This window comes from Ruminococcus turbiniformis (assembly GCF_020687545.1).
Lineage (GTDB): Bacteria > Bacillota > Clostridia > Lachnospirales > Lachnospiraceae > Mediterraneibacter > Mediterraneibacter turbiniformis.
In genome coordinates, this window is the sequence record NZ_JAJEQX010000049.1 from 1 (window position 1) to 18,038 (window position 18,038).

Consider the following 18,038-nt stretch of genomic DNA (forward strand, 5'->3'; position numbering starts at 1 on the left):
ATTACATTGTTTTTCATTGTTGTACTCCTCCTTGAATATAGTCTGTGACCAAAAAATCAGTACACTGATATTATTAGTATATCGAAAAAAAATAAATTTTACAATATATACCTGATGATGGTATAATAGTTTCGTATCGCGTGATAATAAAGAAGCGAGCAAATGACTCTACGGGGAGGAACTCATGAAATATATCTCATTTGCCATTCCGTGTTATAACTCGGAGGCTTATATGGAAAAAGCCATAAACTCAATTCTTGCCGGCGGCGAAGATGTGGAGATCATCATCGTAAACGACGGCTCAAAGGATGGCACACAGCAGATTGCGGAACGTTATCAGGAAAAGTATCCGACCATTGTCAAAGCGGTCCAAAAAGAGAACGGCGGACACGGCGACGCTGTCAACTGGGGACTCAGGCATGCTACAGGGAAATACTTTAAGGTCGTGGACAGCGACGACTGGGTGGACCGGGATTCCCTGCTGCGAATTCTCGAAGCTGTCAAAGGCTTTGTGGAAGCGGATTCCCTCGTTGACATGATCATATCCAACTATGTCTACGAGAAAGTCGGCATGGAACACAAAAAAGTAATCCGCTATGACAACGTACTGCCGGAGAATCAGATTTTCCGCTGGGAAGACATCGGGCGCTTCCGCCTGGATCAGTATATCCTGATGCACTCTGTCATCTACCGCACGGAAATGCTCCGTCTCTGCCAGCTGAAACTTCCGAAGCACACATTCTATGTGGACAATATCTATGTTTATTATCCGCTGCCCCATGTGCGCACACTGTATTATCTGAACACAGATTTCTACAGATATTTTATCGGACGCGAAGACCAGTCTGTCAACGAAAAAGTCATGATCAGCCGGATCGATCAGCAGCTCTTCGTGACAAAGTCCATGATCGCCATGTATGAGCTGCGCCTGATCTCATGCAAAAAGCTCCGTAAATATATGGTCAACTACCTGGCAATTATGATGACCGTCTCATCGATCCTCTGCATCCGTTCCAAAAAGCAGGAAAATCTGCTGAAGAAAAAGGAACTTTGGGATTATCTCAAGAAAAAGGATTACAGAACGTATATGAAAATCCGGTACGGAATCCTCGGCCAGACGATGAATCTGCCCGGCCGTCCGGGAAGAAAAGTCTCCTCGCTTGCATACAGCGTGGCGAGACGTCTGATCGGTTTCAACTGACAGTCTTTAACAGATGTATAAATTTTACAGCCATGGCACATACTCCTTAATAAAGTCTGCAAGTAAAAAGGCAGGCGGACATTGAGTCAGAAGGAGGATGTATCATGGCTGTTAATTTTTCTGAGAGCAGAACAAGAGAGAATCTGATGCGTGCTTTCGCGGGGGAAAGCCAGGCGCGGAACCGCTATACGATCGCGGCGGAGCGCGCCGAACAGGAGGGCATGATCACCGTCGCCGCTGTCTTCCGCTACACAGCGGATCAGGAACGCGCACACGCAGAGCGCTTTTACAGTCTTCTCAAAGAACTGGCCGGCGAAACCATCACCGTGGACGGCACATATCCGGTCGATCTGCAGGACGACCTGTGCGGTCTGCTTCGGGCTGCGGAACACAACGAACACGAAGAATATGCTGACGTCTATCAGGCATTCGGAGACACGGCGAAGGAGGAGGGATTCACCGAGGCGGCATCCGCTTTCTTCCAGATTGCCGTCATTGAACACACACACGAGACCCGGTTCGCAAAGCTCGCGGATCTGCTCGAATCCGACAACTACTATAACCCCGGAATGAATGCAAAATGGATGTGTACAAACTGCGGGTATATCCACGAAGGGACACAGGCGCCGCCCATTTGCCCGGTGTGCCGGCACGAACGCGGCTATTTCATTCCCTGGAGTCTGGCCTGCTACAAAGCAGACTAACCCCAGGCAGCATCCGGTTATAAAGACGATTATGACAGTCCGACAGCAAAAACCGGAAGACAGAGCGAATATTTTCTCCCTGTCTTCCGGCCTTTTTTCAGCGTTCTGTTCTGTTCTTATTCTACAGTCTTTCGCTGCTGTCGTTCATAAACTTATACTCAGCCACAGAGCGGTCAAACCCTTTGATGTGTCTGTAGAGCCACTCGATCACGTTTCTGTTGACCTGCTCTACGAATGCGTCGGACGGTCCTTCCTCTTCCTCCAGCATATTGTACAGATCCTTTACAACCGCACGGAGCTTGTCATGCTCCTTTTTGTGTTCTGCAATTCCCGGATAACTGATCGACTCCTGAAGCTTCTCCTCCTCGCCAAAGTGGAACTCTGTATAATCCGCGAGATAGTCCAGTGTTTTCACAGCCACTACCTTGTCCTTGCTTGTCTCGCAGCTGTCAAGAAGTCTGTTGATCTTGTCGATCAGCTCCCTGTGCTGGGAATCAATCATTTCGTTGCCTGTTACCAGGCTCTCGTCAAATTCTGCTCTCATGGTATCGTACCTCCTTCAATCCTGTCCGTCTTATTATACATCAGTCGTCTCTGTTTTTCTACACTTCTCCGTTTTTAAACTTTATAATCATCTCATTTGTCAGGCTGTCTCTCGACGGCTCCACCGGAATCTCCTCCCGCTCAAACCATTCCGCCAGTGCAAGTTCCTCTCTGTCAAGCGTAATTTTATCCTCGCCGTCCAGATCACAGTAGAATCCCATCAGAAGGGTATCTGTAAACGCCCACGGCTGGCTTTTGTAATACCGGATATTCTTTACTTTCAGCCCGACCTCTTCCATAACCTCCCGCGCCACGGTCTGCTCGACGGTCTCGCCGATCTCCGTAAATCCGGCGAGAAGGGCATATTTTTTATAAGTTCTGCCGGCGTACTTTGACATGAGGATCCGGTTTCCGTCCGTCACTCCTATGATAACGGCGGGGCAGATCTTCGGGAACTCCATGTTGCGGCAGTCTTCACAGTAAAGCATGCGCTCCTTCTCATCCCGCTTCATCATCTTCCCGCAGCGTCCGCAGAATTTGTGGTTTCTGTACCAGTTGCGGAGCTGGTATCCGGTAATCCCGGCGAACGCCTGATACTGCGGATCCGCATAGCGGAAGATCTCCGTATTTTCCATTGTAAAGTCAGACAGCGGCTCCCTGTTGATCTCCTGCACAAGGTAATACCGCTCTTCATCTACAGAAAAAAGATATATGTAGTCCTCGTAAATCTCCTCGTTCAGTCTTGCGATCTCCCGAAACCTGGGAAATATGATCCCTTCCTCCGTTTTCTTTACAAGAACAGTGTGGTCCTCGTAATACAGTGCGTAGCTGTCCTCATCCGGCGGAACCGGCCTGTACTCGTTGTACAGATGCATGGGCTGTATATCCTGAATCATCGTACTTTTCTCCTTTTTTATTTACAGATTTATGACGGATGCCCTTCCGGCATTTCCTTACAGATTCCTGATCTTAAACTCCCTCTGCGCCTCTCTTTTCTGGTCTTTCTTCGCGATATCATCCCTCTTGTCATAGAGTTTCTTTCCCTTTGCCAGCCCGATCTCGATCTTAACCAGGCTGCCGCTGAAATAGACCTGAAGAGGAACCACCGTAATTCCCTGTTCCTTCATCCTGCCGAATATCTTGAGGATTTCTTTCTTATGCAGAAGAAGTTTTCTCACTCTGAGCGGATCCTTATTGAAAATATTTCCCTTCTCGTACGGTGAGATATGCATTCCGTAGATATACATCTCCCCCGACTCCACACGGATAAACGCCTCCTTAATACTGCACTTCCCCATGCGCAGAGACTTCACCTCCGTGCCGTGAAGCACGATTCCCGCTTCATACTTCTCAAGAATAAAATAATCATGATATGCCTTTTTATTATTGGCGATAAGTTTTGTCTCAGCCTTTGCCATATCCTGTCTCCCATCTGCCGCCCTGCCGCGGCATTTTCCTTTTTCCCTCTTTCAGACTTGCTGCCCCGCCGCAGTTTTACACACACTCAAAGGCAACGGTTCTCTGCAGTTTGTCCGCGTCCGTTACCCTTACCCGGACAGTCTGCCCCAGTTTATATACCTTTCCCGTGTGCTGCCCGGCCAGCTCATATCTGTCCTCCAGGAACTCATAGTGGTCGTCCCTCATATCTGACACGTGCACGAGTCCTTCCACCGTGTTCGGAAGCTCCACGTATATTCCCCATTTTGTAACTCCCGATACCACGCCTTCAAACTCCTCACCGATATGGTCTCTCATAAATTCCGCTTTCTTCATCTTCTCGACTTCCCTCTCGGCTTCCTCAGCGGTGCGCTCCCGCGAACTGCACTGCTCCGCGACAGAGGGAAGAATCTCCGCATAGTGAGCGATCCGCTCCTCATTCATCCTGCCCCGCAGATTTTCCTTTATGATTCTGTGAATCTGCAGATCAGGGTATCTCCGGATCGGCGAGGTAAAGTGCGTATAATACTTTGCCGCCAGGCCGAAATGTCCCGTGTTCTCCGGTGTATAGCGCGCCTGGCGCATGGATCTCAAAGCGAGGCGGCTGATCATGGCCTCCTCCGGCGTCCCTTCGATCCGTCCGAGAAGCTGCTGAATCTCCTTCGGCCGCACCTCGTTGCGGATATGAATATGATAACCGAAGTTATTGATAAATGTCGAGAATTTTCTGATCTTTTCTTCGTCCGGCTCATCGTGCGTCCTGTACAGGAAGGGCAGCTCTCTCCAGTAATACTCTTCCGCCACAGTCTCATTCGCCATGAGCATAAAATCTTCGATAATCTTCGTGGCATCGCTGCGCTCATACGGGCGGATATCCACAGGTTTTCCCTTTTCATCAAGTATTACTTTTGTCTCGGGGAAGTCGAAGTCAATAGATCCCCTCTTTCCCCGTCTCTCCCGGATCCGGTCGGAGAGTTCCTTCATAAGGAAAATCATGGGGACAAACTCTCCGTGCTCTTCCTGCGCTTTCCGGTCTCCCGCAAGCACCGCGGCAACACCGGTATAGCTCATTCTCCGGTCTACGCGGATCACCGTCTCCGCGATCTCATGGCCGATGATCTCGCCCGCCGGCCCGATCGTCATAATACAGGAAAGCGCAAGCCGGTCCTCCCCTGCGTTCAGGGAACAGATCCCGTTTGACAGCTTCTCCGGAAGCATCGGGATCACACGGTCCGCCAGGTACACGCTTGTCCCCCGCTTCAGCGCCTCCTTATCAAGCGCACTTCTCTCCTGCACATAGTTCGTCACATCCGCGATGTGAACGCCCAGAAGGTAGTTTTCTCCGGCCTTTTCCACGGACACCGCGTCATCCAGGTCTTTCGCATCCTCCCCGTCGATCGTCACCATACGGACAGAGCGAAGATCCTTCCTCCCGGCACAGTCCGCATCACTTACATCCTTTCCGACGCGCTCCGCCTGGTTCAGCACCTTTTCCGGAAATTCATGCGGGATGCCGTAATCCATCACAACCGAAAGGATATCCGTCCCCGGATCATTAATGTGGCCGATAATCTCTGTAATCCGTCCTTCCGGCTTCATATGTTCCCCGCCGTAGGAGAACAGTTCCACGACAACCTTGTGTCCTGTCACAGCTCCCATTTCCTTCCCTTCCGGGATATAGATATCGTTGAGATACCGCTGGTTGTCCGGCCTGACGAAGCCGTAGCTTCTGCACTTCTCGTACATTCCCACAACTTTGACTACCGTGTGGGATACAATCCTCACGATCTTTCCCTCGCGCCGTCTTCCGGACGGAGTCCCTGTGATGATAAACTCCACCTCGTCCCCCTGAAAGGCGCCGCAGAGATTCTCCTCAGAGATGAACACATCCCCGCTTCCGTCTTCCGGAGTGACAAATCCGAAGCCCCTCGCATTTGCCTGGAAGATCCCTTTCAGCCGGACCGCGTGCTCTCTGCTGTACTTTCCTCTCTTCGAGATGCTGATCTTCCCCTCCGCCACAAGGGCATCCAGAACCTCCTTAAGCTCACTGCGCTGTTCGCCCGGGATCTGCAGGATGACCGCAATCTCTTTGGCCTTCATCGGGACGTACAGATCGTCGCTCATAAAATCCAGTATTACTTTTTTTCTCTTCTCAAATGTCTGATCCATCTCTTTTTCTTCTCCCTGTCCAGTGCTGTGTCACAGAATGCTTTCCACGATCTGTTCCGCTGTTTTTTAGAAAAAACAGAAGCACTCTATATCCGTATAGAGTGCTTACCTGATTATTATCTTCTGATATCATACTTTTCATGCCGGTATGGAAAACGGATCCTGCAGTATTTTAGTTAAATACTCCCAGATTCAGTATCACAGCAAACAGGAGAAACAAAACCGCGACCACCCTCGTGACTTTTACAAGCGTTCCCTCCATGGAACGTCCCTTGTTATGTCCCCAGTATGTGTCTGCAGCGCCGCCGATCGTTCCAAGACCATCGGACTTTCCCTCCTGCAAAAGAATAATCGCAGATAACGCAATGCAGTCTATAACAAAAATAATCGTAATTACCGTTTTTAATATATCCATCTTCACACCTCCCGCGGATAAACCACGATTATTCTATCACAGTCAGACCGAGTTTGCAAGATCCTATCCGCCAAATACTGCCTGCGCAGTCCGCCAGATTCCGTCTGTCAGACAACAGTTCTCAAGTCAGGCTGACATTCCAGCCCGTCTCAAATATTCCGCCCGGTTTCAGTCGGATCAGATCGTTCTTGCATGCAAAGTCTTCCACAATGCCCTGTCTGGACGGGAGAGACATCCACGGCTCAATACAGAGATATGGCGCTTCGGTCTTCGGCGCATGCCACAGCCCCAGATACCGCATATCCGGATAGGAAACTCTCACACTGCGCGTCCCTTTCTCCGATTTCAGGGTGACACATCGTGCCATATTCTGAAGGACGATCGCGTCATCGTCAAACATATCGTGACGAAGCGGGAGATATCTGCCGTCCTTAAGAGAAAACTCCCTGTTCTCGCCGCTCACAAAGCAGGCGGAAGTATGCCCGACTCTGTCCGGTCTGCACACATGGGAAAACTCGAGAAAATAATCCCGGAACTCCAGTCCCTCTTCCAGCGGAACCCGGAATCCCGGATGGCCGCCGATCCCGAAGTACATCACACGGTCTGACTGATTCTGAACGCGGTATTCCGTCTTTATCTCATCCCGCTCCAGGCGGTAAGTCACCTGAAGACTGAAGTGATACGGATACATGCGCAGCGTCTCCGGCGTATCCCGAAGCTCCATGGCAATCCATGCCTGGCCCTTCCCGACCGTCTCAAACTGCATCTTCCTGGCGAATCCATGGATGTCCATCTCATACTCCCGGCCGTCCAGCAGATATTTTCCCTCTGTAAACCTGCCGACAAAAGGAAAGAGAAGCGGAGAGCGCTCCGGCCAATATACCGCGTCCCCGTTCCAGAGGTATTCCGTTCCGTCTTTTTCTACCGAAACAAGCTCCGCTCCCAGCGAATCAACTGTCACCTTCAGTTTTCCGTTTGTTATCTGATAATTCATAATATCTCCTCTCCTGTCGCTGCTGCTTTTTCCTTTTTCAGCTGCCGTCTTCTTCCATCTGCTTTTTCCGTCCTGCCGCTGCTGTCTCTTTACTGCCGTTCCCGCTATTTTGCCTGCGGGTACTCTGTACAGAGCAGCCTGTAAGGCGGCTCATCTTCCTCGATAGCCGGGAATCTTCCCACTGCCTTGTCATAGAAAAAGTTGTCATTCTCGTCGTCATTGCACATGGACACTTCCCCGAGAAGAACCGGCCCCCCTGTCTTGGGAACGATAAAATCATGATACATATACGGTGTAATCGTAATGCTCTGCCCTTCATAAAGCATCAGAAGTTTCTCCGCATACGGCTTTTTATATTTCTCCGGCATCTTCTGATTGCCGTTGCGTATCGTAAACAGGGAAAAACCTACTTCATCGAACTTCCCGAGTCCGAAATCCGTGATGTCCCAGCCCAGTTTATTGTCCCGTATCTCGTCGTACTCATGGCCTGCCTTTTCCCAGTCCCCGCATGTCCACCCGGCAAACGGAGGCATCTCAAATCCGTGTTCCCGGATCAGCGCCTCCATATCTTTAATCACCTGATTGATTCTCGAACGTTTCATGTAAATTACCTCCTCTGCAACTTCTGATATCCTGTCCGTCAAATCACCGGAAGTGATACTGCAAAACAGCAGGACTTTCTGCCGCTTCAGGCGTACCGTCCTGCTGTCTGTTTCTTTCCCCTTATTCCATCAGCCAAATCTTACATTCCGACAGAATCGGCTACATCTTATAGTCTGACAGAATCAGTTCCAGTTTGTCCTCTTCTATATCTGCCTGTGTAGTAACGAAATGCAGCAGCGCGTCAATAACCGCCATTTCTTTTAAATGCTCATATCCCTTGTAATAACTGAACGGTTCTTCTTTTCCGGCAGAGACAAGAACATAATCAGCCAGCTCCGATACCGGGGAGGGCACACTCGCGGTGATAGCAATACTTTTAAGCTGTTTCTCCTTCCCCAGTTCCATCCCCTGCACAACCTGTCTCGATGTTCCCGACTGAGAGATTGCAATCAGGATATCGTTCTCCTCTGCCAGATTGATCTGATTCATGAAGTATTCCGGCGCCACATTATATGTGCACTTCACTCCGAGACGCCCGAGCCGGAATCCCATATACTGGGCAAGAGGGCATGTGTTTCCCGCCGCGATAATATGAGCCCATCTGCAGGTTCTGATCAGCTCCACGCATTTGAACATCACATTTTCATCAATTCTTCTGCCCATGGCCGTCATAATCTCCGCATACTCTGCAAAAACCCGGCTCACCATATCTTTATGCTCGACGGAAGCAGCCTGATCCACCTGCTTTCTTCCCAGGTCACGGGCCAGAAGAATGCGGAACTGATAGTATCCGCTGTAACCGATGTGATGACACATCCGCACAACCGTAGCGTCGCTCACCCCGCTCTGCTTGGCAAGCTCCGACACGTTTGAGTCCACCGTTTTCTGAGGATTGCGCAGGACAAAGTCCGCCACCTTCTTTTCCGCCGAAAAAATTTCCTCATACCGTTCCCTGATTACTTCCAACACTTCTCTGTCCAGTATACTATTTTCTTTCACAACAGACACCTCGAACTATTCAGGATCTGCCTCTTCAGATCCTGCCATAGGATTCCCCCTCCGGTATATTAGTACAGGGCTGCTTTTCCTTCTGTCTGGAACAACTCAATTTTATGATATGCGACCTTCTTCATTGCCTCCACGCACGGCGGCTGGATAACATTGGGCTCCCTTAAGGATTTGTCAGCCAGTACCTCTCAAAGGCTTTTTCCGCTCTATATGCCTTTTTTATATAAATATATTATAAAATATTATTTCATAATATCAATTGCCTTTTGTATATTTGACAAAATATTTTTTCTTGACACACTTGAGGAAATATATTTTTTCGTGATACAGCTTTTCATGTCCCGCGCTGCAAATATAGAAATATGGAAAAGCAGAAAACAGCCACCAAATAGTGACTGTTTTCTGCATCATATAGACTCTTTCCAGATAAAAAGAATGCAAATATAATTTTACTCTGCTGCGTATACGTCTACCAGTTTCTTCAGGTATGCGTATCTCTCCATAGCCTCCTGCTCGTTGATCGCGAACAGTTTCGCAGCTTTCTCCGGATTGGATCTCTTCAGAGCATTGTAACGAACCTCGCCGTCAAGGAATGCCTGGTACTCTTCCTGCTTCGGCTCTTTGCTGTCAAGTGAGAACTTGTTGCCTTCAGCAGCCGGATTGAAACGGAAGTTGTTCCAGTATCCACACTCTACCGCAAGCTGCTCCTCAGTCTGAGCTTTGCTCATACCTTTCTTGATACCGTGGTTGATACACGGAGCGTATGCGATGATGAGTGACGGTCCCGGATAAGCCTCAGCCTCTGTGATGGCTTTGACTGTCTGGTTGAAGTCAGCACCCATAGCGATCTGCGCAACGTATACATAGCCGTAGCTCATTGCCATACCTGCAAGGTCTTTCTTCTTCGTCTCTTTTCCGCCTGCAGCGAACTGTGCTGTAGCACCTGTCTTTGTAGCCTTGGAGGACTGTCCGCCAGTGTTGGAGTAAACCTCTGTATCGAATACCATGATGTTGATGTCCTTGCCGCTTGCAAGTACGTGGTCAACACCGCCGTATCCGATATCGTAAGCCCATCCGTCACCACCGAATACCCACTGGGATTTCTTAGCGAGGAAGTCTTTGTTCTTCAGAAGTTCAGCCTTCTCCGGACGGTCGCATCCGCAGCTTTCCAGAGCAGCAACAAGCTTGTCTGTAGCTGTTCCGTTTGTAGCGCCGCATCCGAATGTGTCAAGGTATTCCTGAGCAGCTGCCTTAACGTCTGCATTCTCAGCATCCTCAGCAAGCTTAGCTACAAGACCTTTCATTCTGTCTCTGATTGTGTTCTGAGCCAGCAGCATACCGTATCCGAACTCAGCGTTGTCCTCGAACAGGGAGTTACACCAAGCCGGTCCCTTGCCTTCCGGAGTTACCGTGTAAGGTGTGGACGGTGAGGAGTTACCCCAGATAGAAGAACATCCTGTTGCGTTTGCGATATACATTCTGTCACCAAACAGCTGTGTGATCAGTTTTGCGTACGGTGTCTCGCCGCATCCTGCACAAGCGCCTGAGAACTCAAGCAGCGGCTGTTTGAACTGGCTTCCCTTTACAGTTGTCTCTTTGAACTTCGCAACAACTTCCGGTTTTACCGGGATCTCTCTTCCGAAATCGAAGTACTTCTGCTCGCCTGCGTTTGCTTCCATGTTGCCCATAACGAGAGCCTTCTCGCCCTTCTTGCCCGGGCATACGTTTGCGCAGGAACCGCATCCTGTACAGTCGTAAGCGGATACAGTCATTGTGAACTTCATTCCCGGCATACCGATCATGTCGAGAGTCTTCAGACCTTCCGGAGCCTTTGCAGCCTCTTCCTCTGTCAGGGCTACCGGACGGATAACAGCGTGCGGGCAGACATATGCACAGCGGTTACACTGGATACAGTTGTCCGGATTCCAGATCGGGATATCCACTGCGATACCACGTTTCTCGTAAGCGGAGGAACCGGACGGTGTAGAACCGTCTACATAGTCGTTGAACGCGGATACCGGAAGTGTATTTCCTTCCTGAGAGTTAACCTTTGCCTGAATATTCTTAACAAAATCAACAACGTCTTTTCTTCCGTTCTCATCTACGTGCGGAGTTGCAAGTCCCTCGTCAGCCGCGTCTTTCCAGCTGTCCGGAACTGTAACCTCTACAACCTGCTTAGCGCCGGCATCGATTGCATCGTAGTTCATCTGAACGATCTTGTCGCCCTTTCTTCCGTAAGTAGCTTTTGCAGCAGCCTTCATCAGGTCGATTGCCTCTTCCTCCGGAATGATAGCAGCAAGTTTGAAGAATGCAGACTGAAGGACTGTATTGATACGTCCGCCAAGTCCGATTTCCTTACCGATCTTGATACCGTCGATTGTGTAGAACTTGATGTTGTGGTTTGCAATGTATGCTTTTACCTGTCCCGGCAGATGTTTCTCAAGTCCTTCCATATCCCACGGACAGTTCAGAAGGAATGTACCGCCGTCAACAAGTTCCTGAACCATGTTGTACTTGTCCACATAGGACGGATTGTGGCACGCCACAAAGTTTGCCTGATGGATCAGGTATGTGGATTTGATCGGCAGCTTACCGAAACGGAGGTGAGACATTGTAACACCGCCGGACTTCTTGGAGTCATAATCGAAGTAAGCCTGAGCGTACATATCTGTGTTGTCACCGATGATCTTGATGGAGTTCTTGTTTGCTCCGACTGTACCGTCAGCGCCAAGTCCCCAGAACTTGCAGTTGATCGTTCCTTCCGGTGTTGTAACGAGAGGCTCGTTTGCTTTCAGTGACAGATGTGTCACATCATCTTCGATACCGATCGTGAATTTCTGTTTCTCATCATTGTGATATACAGCAACGATCTGAGCAGGTGTCGTATCTTTGGAACCAAGTCCGTAACGTCCTGTGTAAATCGGAACTGCATCGAATTTTGTACCTTTGAGAGCTGCAACAACGTCAAGGTACAGAGGCTCGCCAAGCGCTCCCGGCTCTTTTGTTCTGTCGAGAACAGAGATCTTCTTAACAGAATCCGGAATCGCCGCGATCAGAGCCTCAGCGCTGAACGGTCTGTACAGACGTACCTTTACAACGCCGACTTTTTCTCCTGCCTTCATCAGGTAGTCGATTGTCTCCTCGATTGTATCGCATACAGAACCCATAGCAACGATTACATGCTCTGCGTCCTCAGCTCCATAGTAGTTGAACAGTTTATAGTCTGTTCCGATCTTTGCGTTAACTTTGTCCATGTAATCCTGAACGATTCCCGGAAGAGCATCGTAATACGGGTTACATGCCTCTCTTGCCTGGAAGAAGATATCCGGGTTCTGAGCGGAACCTCTCTGGCACGGATGGTTCGGGTTCAGTGCGTGAGCACGGAAAGCGTCGATTGCATCCATGTTTACGAGATCTTTCAGATCATCGTAATCCCATGTCTCGATCTTCTGGATCTCATGAGATGTACGGAATCCGTCGAAGAAGTTGATGAAAGGAAGTTTTCCTTCCAGTGCAGCGCAGTGTGCAACCGGTGTCAGGTCCATAACCTCCTGAACGCTGGACTCACAGAGCATAGCCGCACCAGTCTGACGACAGGCGTAAACGTCTGAGTGATCGCCAAAGATGGAAAGTGCGTGGCTTGCAAGTGCACGTGCGGAAACGTTGAATACTCCCGGCAGCTGCTCGCCGGCAACTTTATATAAGTTCGGGATCATAAGCAGGAGTCCCTGGGATGCTGTGAATGTTGTAGTAAGAGCTCCGGCTGAAAGAGATCCGTGTACAGCACCTGCCGCACCTGCCTCGGACTGCATCTCAACTACGTTGACTGTCTGTCCGAAAATGTTCTCTCTGCCTTCTGTTGCCCACTCGTCAACATGCTCCGGCATAACGGATGACGGTGTGATCGGGTAGATCGCCGCGACTTCTGTATACGCATATGAAACGTGAGCAGCAGCCTGGTTACCGTCCATGGTCTTCATTTTTCTTGCCATTTTCTTGTTCCTCCTTAAGTTTTACATAGAAAAAATAAATTAATTCACATGTAGTTTCATTATATCGCCAAAAATGACAAAAGTCTATAGAAGGTACTCTGTTTTTTTGTATATTTTAGAGTACAGAAGCGATGTATCAGACATCCCGGCCGGAAGGCTTCTTTCTGGTAATCGATTCAAAAGCAAACATCTAACTCAGGAAATCATCGAGCGCCAGATCTTTCCATTTTTCCAGAGATAATACTATTGCCTCTTCCATCGCCTTTTTATCACGATGTTTCAGCGCTTTCAATATCTTGTCATGATTATCTGTTACAATTCTTGAATAATCTCTATTGGAAATCACAAGGGATGGCTGAAAAAGCTCCATAATTGCGCTGCCAATGCTTACCACAAAAGGATTATGCGTGCTCATATATATCTGATTATGAAACTCCATATCATTTTCTACGGTTGCTTTTCCCTTGCTGAAATCACGCTTCGTTCTTTCATGAATCTTCTCCAGCTTCTGAATATCCTCCTCACTGGCGTTATCAATCGCAAGTAAACTTCCGGAAACTTCGATCATCTGTCTGAATTCAACAAGTTTGCTTTGATTTTCCTCTTTGCTCTGCAGAATCAATTGAAAAATCAGCGGATTCATTACCGTAGAATCCACAGAAGTACGTATCCTGCTTCCATTCCCCTTACAGATTTCCACAACGCCAAGAGCCTCCAGCATTTTTATTGCTTCTCGCACACTGGATTTGCCAACCCCAAAGCTTTCGGAGAGCTCTGTTTCCGAAGGGAGGAAATCCCCGGGCTGCAGAGCGCCGCTAATCAGTCCTTCTTTTATTTTTTCCACTACCATTTTCGACAGAGACTGTTTTGGAACAGGTGTCAGCCACCCGCCTTTTTTATCTGTTTTCCTATTCACTGCTTTTTCTCCATTCTTGCACGGTAAATCTCCCATAATTGTCGGTATACAAGGCTTTTCCCGCCTTTATTCACCAGCTTATCTACCATTATATCGTAAATTTCGGAAATGTAAACTTTCGTACGCCTCTTTTTCTTTTGTGCATTTAGTATAATTTTTCAGTCATTTTTTTGTATAATAAGTCATTTTTTACAATTTCTGTTGACTTTTACAAGCTCCGGATATATTATGTCATCAGAAAGCAGACATCAGATGTCTTATGTGTCGAAAGGAGAATGAAACATGGCAAAAATTTATTATGACAATGACGCGGATTTAGGACTGATTCTTGACAAAACAATTGCAGTTCTCGGATATGGGAACCAAGGACGCAGCCAGGCTCTCAACATGAGAGATTCCGGAATCAAAAATGTAATTGTAGGAAGCCGCCACGACGAGTCATTCGATCAGGCAAATGAAGACGGATTTATGGTTTACTCCATCGCAGAGGCAACTAAAAGGGCTGATATTATTTTCCTTCTTCTGCCGGATGAGGTTGCGCCGGAGATCTATGAGGAGCAGATTGCCCCGAACCTTGAGCCCGGAAATATAGTGAATTTTGCTTCTGGATACAACATTACATTTAAAAGAATCGTTCCTGCGGAAGGTCTGGATGTCGTAATGGCAGCGCCCCGTATGATCGGAAAAGGTGTACGTGAACTATATGAAAGCGGAGAAGGTTCCCCGGCATTTGTAGGTGTACATCAGGATGCATCAGGCAAGGCTCTTGAATATGGCAAAGCGCTCTGCAAGGCGATTGGTGCAACAAGAAAGGGTGCGATTGAAGTTACATTTGACGATGAGACATGTTTGGATCTTATGGCCGAACAGGGAACGTGGCCGATCATTTATAACGTATTTGTCGAGGCGTTTAAACTTCAGGTTGAAATGGGACATCCCGAAGAAGCTGTACTTATGGAAATGTATCTTTCCAAAGAGCCGGCTGTCATGATGGAAAAGGCGGCTGAGGTAGGTTTCTTCCGCCAGCTTCCTTTCCACTCACACACAAGTCAGTACGGGCAGCTGATCGGATTTAATGATGTGGATACCTCTGAAATCCGCAGTTTCCTCAAAAACCGTTATGACAGAATTAAGAGCGGAGAATTTGCAAAAGAATGGGATAAAGAGCAGCACGAAAATCATCTTGCAACGCTGAACAAAATGGAAGAGGATGCGTTCAACTGCGAATTTTCACAGGCGGAGGCACGGTTGAAATCCAGACTGAAATAGCTTATTTAACTATACTGTCAATTTATTCAGCCGCATATCAATGTGGAAGAAAGGAGCTATTATGGATGCTATGATTTTTGTTTGGCTTATCTTATCCATAGCGATTATCCTGTTTACGATTTTGAAACTGAAGCTGAACCCGGCTATCGCCCTCGTTCTCGGAAGTCTTTTCATGGGAATCGCCTCCGGACTCGGAGCAGAAAATACAATCAATACGATCGGCACCGGATTCGGAGATCTTATGACCGGTATCGCCCTTCCCGTGGGATTCGGCGTTATACTTGGACAGCTTCTCTCCGATTCAGGCGGAGCGAAAGTGATCGCAACGACGATGATTGAAAAAACATCAGAAAAATATGCGCTGTACGCACTTGGAATTACTGCATTTCTTCTGTCTGTACCGGTATTTTATGATGTGACATTTGTAATCCTGATCCCGCTTGCAATTGCAGTGTCACGCCAGATCAGCAAGCCGCTGCCCTACACGGTAGGCGCCATGGTTATCGGCGCCGGCGCAGCGCATACTCTTGCGCCGCCTACGCCCAATCCGCTGGCTGCTGCAGAAATTCTGCATTTTGATCTTGGAATTATGGTTATTGTCGGAACGATTCTCGGATTCATCGCCGCAATACTTGCAATGAAGGTATTCTTCCTTCTGCTTGACAAAGGTTTATGGAATCCTGAAAAAGATGAAACCGGAGTGGCTGTATATGAAGAACATGCTGCTTCCCAGAAAAAGGGAGAGCCTTCCTTCATTATGTCGCTGATTCCGATCTTACTGCCTGTTATCCTTATTTTAATCGGAACTGTCATGGACGCTGTTATGGATGATATTCCTGAAATCGTCACTGTTTTAAGCAATAAGACGACTGCCCTTCTGATCGGAGCTTTGAGCGCATACATAATCTCACGCGCCGCACTGACAAAAGACGAGTGTGAACAGTCAGCGACCGAAGCCTTGAAAAGCTGCGGTATTGTACTTCTGATCACTGGAGCCGGCGGTTCCTTCGGCGCGATTATAAGCGCGACAGGTCTTGCTGACATGCTTGCTGAAACTATTCAGAGTATTTCGGCATCTCCTGTTCTTGCCTTGCTGATTGCCTTTGTAATCGCAGCTCTATTCCGCGTCGCTCTCGGTTCCGGAACAGTAGCCTCCATTACGACAATGACCATCATGGCTTCTGTACCGGCTGCGGTTGGAATGCATCCGGTATGGATGGCAATTGCGTGCCTGTCAGGTTCACTCAGTTGCGGGCATGTGAATGACAGCGGATTCTGGGTAAGCACCAATCTCTCCGGATTCACGATCACAGGAGGGCTGAAAAGCTACACCCTCGGCAATGCTATTACAGCAGTATTTGCAATGATCTTTGCAATTATAGGCTGCCTAGTAATTCCGCTTTAACCTTCGCAAATATTAAATATGCTCTCTTCAGGACGGAAAGTAAATTCAGACTGCCGACCGGAAGAGAGCATATTTAATAGTTTCTCTTTCAATTCTACATTATATGCTGTTTTTTCAACTATATCATGTATAATCACATTTTTCAAAGGAGTTTTGTGATTTCGTGTTCACCTCTCTCTTTTCTCTCTTTGCCAGATACAAAACCCTCCCTGCAGCAGCGAGAATCACCGCGATACTGATCCACTGGGAAGTGGACAAGCCGTACAGAATCCCTCTTTCGCTATCATCATACCGGAAAAACTCCAGAATAAACCGTTCCGATGCATAGAATAAAAGATAAAGTTCCACACTCCGAAGCCGCGTCTGCCAGCCATCTGTTTCCCCGTCCCGCACCCGCGTCTTTTCCGGAGTCTTTTCCAGTATCTTTTCAGCAATTCCTCTCTCTGCGCGCTTCCTGCTGTGCAGAATATAGACGCAGAGAACCGTCGCGGTAATCAGGTTCAGGACCGCCTCCAACGCCTGAACGGGGAAAAGCGGCATCCCGTTTGGGGCGGCCAGCGACTCTGCGTAGACGACGGCACCCGGCCCGTCGTAAGGGACGCCGTAACAGCACCCTGCCAGTGCGCATCCGATTCTGCCGAATGCGTGAGCCAGCGGGATCACCGGAATCAGAAGCCTGGCATAGTCCGACACTGCGATATGCAGTATTTTCCCGCACAGATAAAGTCCCAGCAGTCCGCCGAGCAGACCTCCGTAAAAGACAAATCCGCCGCTCATCAACGCGTTAAAGTATTCCGGATCTGTCAGTCTGGAAAAATCGATGCTTTTCCATGACACGATCAGGTAAAGAAGCTTCGAGCCGGCCATCGCACCCAGTCCGACGAAACACACAATCTGTATAAAATCATCATATATAAGACGAAACGCCCGGACAAGAACATATCCGAGCGCCATACCCGCAAATATCCCAAGTACGAGAAACAGCCCGTACCAGGGAATCATAACCGGGCCAATCTGTATTCCCATAATCCACTTCCTCTTAACATACAGCCGCCATTATACCACAAGCGCCAGACATCCCACGCACGCTATGCACGCCATATAAAAAAGCAGGCTCAGCACAGTTCCGACGACAGAACAGATCAAACCGGCCTTCGCATATCCGGCCTGCTCCGGTATTTTCTTTCCCTGTATGCCGAGCACAATACCGATAATCCCGAGTATCATTCCGCCCAGCCCCAGGTTCCCCGTGGCGGTAAGTAGGTAATCATCCGTACCTTCAAATCCCTTCCTGCATTTGATAAGATAATCTCAAATGATGGAGGTATTACCAATGGATATGAATAATAATGTAGTCTCAAAAACTGATCTTTGGGCAGAGC

General features: G+C 48.5%; 16 protein-coding genes. 4 read left to right on the forward strand and 12 right to left on the reverse strand.

The features are described from left to right. Positions 1-184: 184 nt before the first annotated feature. Both LKD70_RS17075 and rbr read left to right on the forward strand, forming a co-directional pair. Positions 185-1,201 (forward strand): glycosyltransferase family 2 protein, encoded by a 1,017-nt coding sequence (locus LKD70_RS17075; RefSeq protein ID WP_227709081.1) that lies wholly within the window; start codon positions 185-187, stop codon positions 1,199-1,201. Between the two features lie 104 nt (positions 1,202-1,305). Further along, entirely contained in the window at positions 1,306-1,905 is a 600-nt protein-coding gene (gene rbr, locus LKD70_RS17080) for a rubrerythrin (protein ID WP_227709082.1), read from the forward strand. A gap of 121 nt (positions 1,906-2,026) precedes the next feature. On the opposite strand, the gene LKD70_RS17085 is transcribed toward rbr, so the two are convergent. The 10 genes from LKD70_RS17085 to LKD70_RS17135 form a co-directional block, all read right to left on the reverse strand. Beyond that, positions 2,027-2,449 carry a bacteriohemerythrin gene (locus LKD70_RS17085; protein WP_227709083.1) on the reverse strand — a complete coding sequence of 141 codons (423 nt, stop codon included), beginning with the start codon at positions 2,447-2,449 and terminating at the stop codon, positions 2,027-2,029. Positions 2,450-2,507: 58 nt separating this feature from the next. Next, on the reverse strand, positions 2,508-3,344 hold the full coding sequence (gene nudC, locus LKD70_RS17090; protein ID WP_227709084.1) for an NAD(+) diphosphatase: 837 nt from the start codon (positions 3,342-3,344) through the stop codon (positions 2,508-2,510). Between the two features lie 57 nt (positions 3,345-3,401). Beyond that, complete coding sequence (smpB, locus tag LKD70_RS17095; protein WP_227709085.1) at positions 3,402-3,866, reverse strand: SsrA-binding protein SmpB; 465 nt, start codon at positions 3,864-3,866, stop codon at positions 3,402-3,404. A 76-nt stretch (positions 3,867-3,942) separates the two neighbouring features. Then, the gene (gene rnr, locus LKD70_RS17100; RefSeq protein ID WP_227709086.1) at positions 3,943-6,054 is read right to left on the reverse strand and encodes a ribonuclease R; all 2,112 of its coding nucleotides are present in this window, start codon (positions 6,052-6,054) and stop codon (positions 3,943-3,945) included. A 172-nt stretch (positions 6,055-6,226) separates the two neighbouring features. Next, complete coding sequence (secG, locus tag LKD70_RS17105; protein ID WP_227709087.1) at positions 6,227-6,469, reverse strand: preprotein translocase subunit SecG; 243 nt, start codon at positions 6,467-6,469, stop codon at positions 6,227-6,229. 121 nt (positions 6,470-6,590) lie between these two features. Beyond that, positions 6,591-7,463, reverse strand: coding sequence for an aldose 1-epimerase family protein (locus LKD70_RS17110; RefSeq protein ID WP_227709088.1), 873 nt, complete (start codon positions 7,461-7,463; stop codon positions 6,591-6,593). A 104-nt stretch (positions 7,464-7,567) separates the two neighbouring features. Further along, positions 7,568-8,065, reverse strand: a complete 498-nt coding sequence (locus tag LKD70_RS17115; RefSeq protein WP_227709089.1) for a D-lyxose/D-mannose family sugar isomerase — start codon at positions 8,063-8,065, stop codon at positions 7,568-7,570. Positions 8,066-8,225: 160 nt separating this feature from the next. After that, positions 8,226-9,065 carry a MurR/RpiR family transcriptional regulator gene (locus tag LKD70_RS17120; RefSeq protein WP_227709090.1) on the reverse strand — a complete coding sequence of 280 codons (840 nt, stop codon included), beginning with the start codon at positions 9,063-9,065 and terminating at the stop codon, positions 8,226-8,228. A 458-nt stretch (positions 9,066-9,523) separates the two neighbouring features. Then, complete coding sequence (nifJ, locus tag LKD70_RS17130; RefSeq protein WP_227709091.1) at positions 9,524-13,066, reverse strand: pyruvate:ferredoxin (flavodoxin) oxidoreductase; 3,543 nt, start codon at positions 13,064-13,066, stop codon at positions 9,524-9,526. Positions 13,067-13,256: 190 nt separating this feature from the next. Continuing rightward, the gene (locus LKD70_RS17135; RefSeq protein WP_227709092.1) at positions 13,257-13,982 is read right to left on the reverse strand and encodes a FadR/GntR family transcriptional regulator; all 726 of its coding nucleotides are present in this window, start codon (positions 13,980-13,982) and stop codon (positions 13,257-13,259) included. A 282-nt stretch (positions 13,983-14,264) separates the two neighbouring features. Between LKD70_RS17135 and ilvC the strand changes: the two genes are divergently transcribed. Then, positions 14,265-15,251 carry a ketol-acid reductoisomerase gene (gene ilvC / locus LKD70_RS17140; RefSeq protein ID WP_227709093.1) on the forward strand — a complete coding sequence of 329 codons (987 nt, stop codon included), beginning with the start codon at positions 14,265-14,267 and terminating at the stop codon, positions 15,249-15,251. A 61-nt stretch (positions 15,252-15,312) separates the two neighbouring features. Next, positions 15,313-16,656 carry a GntP family permease gene (locus LKD70_RS17145; RefSeq protein ID WP_227709094.1) on the forward strand — a complete coding sequence of 448 codons (1,344 nt, stop codon included), beginning with the start codon at positions 15,313-15,315 and terminating at the stop codon, positions 16,654-16,656. Positions 16,657-16,779: 123 nt separating this feature from the next. Here LKD70_RS17145 and LKD70_RS17150 read toward each other — a convergent pair whose 3' ends face one another. Next, positions 16,780-17,682, reverse strand: coding sequence for a prolipoprotein diacylglyceryl transferase (locus tag LKD70_RS17150; protein WP_227709095.1), 903 nt, complete (start codon positions 17,680-17,682; stop codon positions 16,780-16,782). 30 nt (positions 17,683-17,712) lie between these two features. Beyond that, positions 17,713-17,883, reverse strand: coding sequence for a hypothetical protein (locus tag LKD70_RS17155; protein ID WP_227709096.1), 171 nt, complete (start codon positions 17,881-17,883; stop codon positions 17,713-17,715). Positions 17,884-18,038: the final 155 nt, after the last annotated feature.

What these genes read in the sequence shown, in the direction of transcription:
- LKD70_RS17075 (WP_227709081.1), top strand. Translation starts at nt 185, where the DNA reads ATGAAATATATCTCATTTGCCATTCCGTGTTATAACTCGGAGGCTTAT.
- rbr (WP_227709082.1), top strand. Translation starts at nt 1,306, where the DNA reads ATGGCTGTTAATTTTTCTGAGAGCAGAACAAGAGAGAATCTGATGCGT.
- LKD70_RS17085 (WP_227709083.1), bottom strand. Translation starts at nt 2,449, where the DNA reads ATGAGAGCAGAATTTGACGAGAGCCTGGTAACAGGCAACGAAATGATT.
- nudC (WP_227709084.1), bottom strand. Translation starts at nt 3,344, where the DNA reads ATGATTCAGGATATACAGCCCATGCATCTGTACAACGAGTACAGGCCG.
- smpB (WP_227709085.1), bottom strand. Translation starts at nt 3,866, where the DNA reads ATGGCAAAGGCTGAGACAAAACTTATCGCCAATAATAAAAAGGCATAT.
- rnr (WP_227709086.1), bottom strand. Translation starts at nt 6,054, where the DNA reads ATGGATCAGACATTTGAGAAGAGAAAAAAAGTAATACTGGATTTTATG.
- secG (WP_227709087.1), bottom strand. Translation starts at nt 6,469, where the DNA reads ATGGATATATTAAAAACGGTAATTACGATTATTTTTGTTATAGACTGC.
- LKD70_RS17110 (WP_227709088.1), bottom strand. Translation starts at nt 7,463, where the DNA reads ATGAATTATCAGATAACAAACGGAAAACTGAAGGTGACAGTTGATTCG.
- LKD70_RS17115 (WP_227709089.1), bottom strand. Translation starts at nt 8,065, where the DNA reads ATGAAACGTTCGAGAATCAATCAGGTGATTAAAGATATGGAGGCGCTG.
- nifJ (WP_227709091.1), bottom strand. Translation starts at nt 13,066, where the DNA reads ATGGCAAGAAAAATGAAGACCATGGACGGTAACCAGGCTGCTGCTCAC.
- ilvC (WP_227709093.1), top strand. Translation starts at nt 14,265, where the DNA reads ATGGCAAAAATTTATTATGACAATGACGCGGATTTAGGACTGATTCTT.
- LKD70_RS17145 (WP_227709094.1), top strand. Translation starts at nt 15,313, where the DNA reads ATGGATGCTATGATTTTTGTTTGGCTTATCTTATCCATAGCGATTATC.
- LKD70_RS17150 (WP_227709095.1), bottom strand. Translation starts at nt 17,682, where the DNA reads ATGGGAATACAGATTGGCCCGGTTATGATTCCCTGGTACGGGCTGTTT.
- LKD70_RS17155 (WP_227709096.1), bottom strand. Translation starts at nt 17,883, where the DNA reads ATGATACTCGGGATTATCGGTATTGTGCTCGGCATACAGGGAAAGAAA.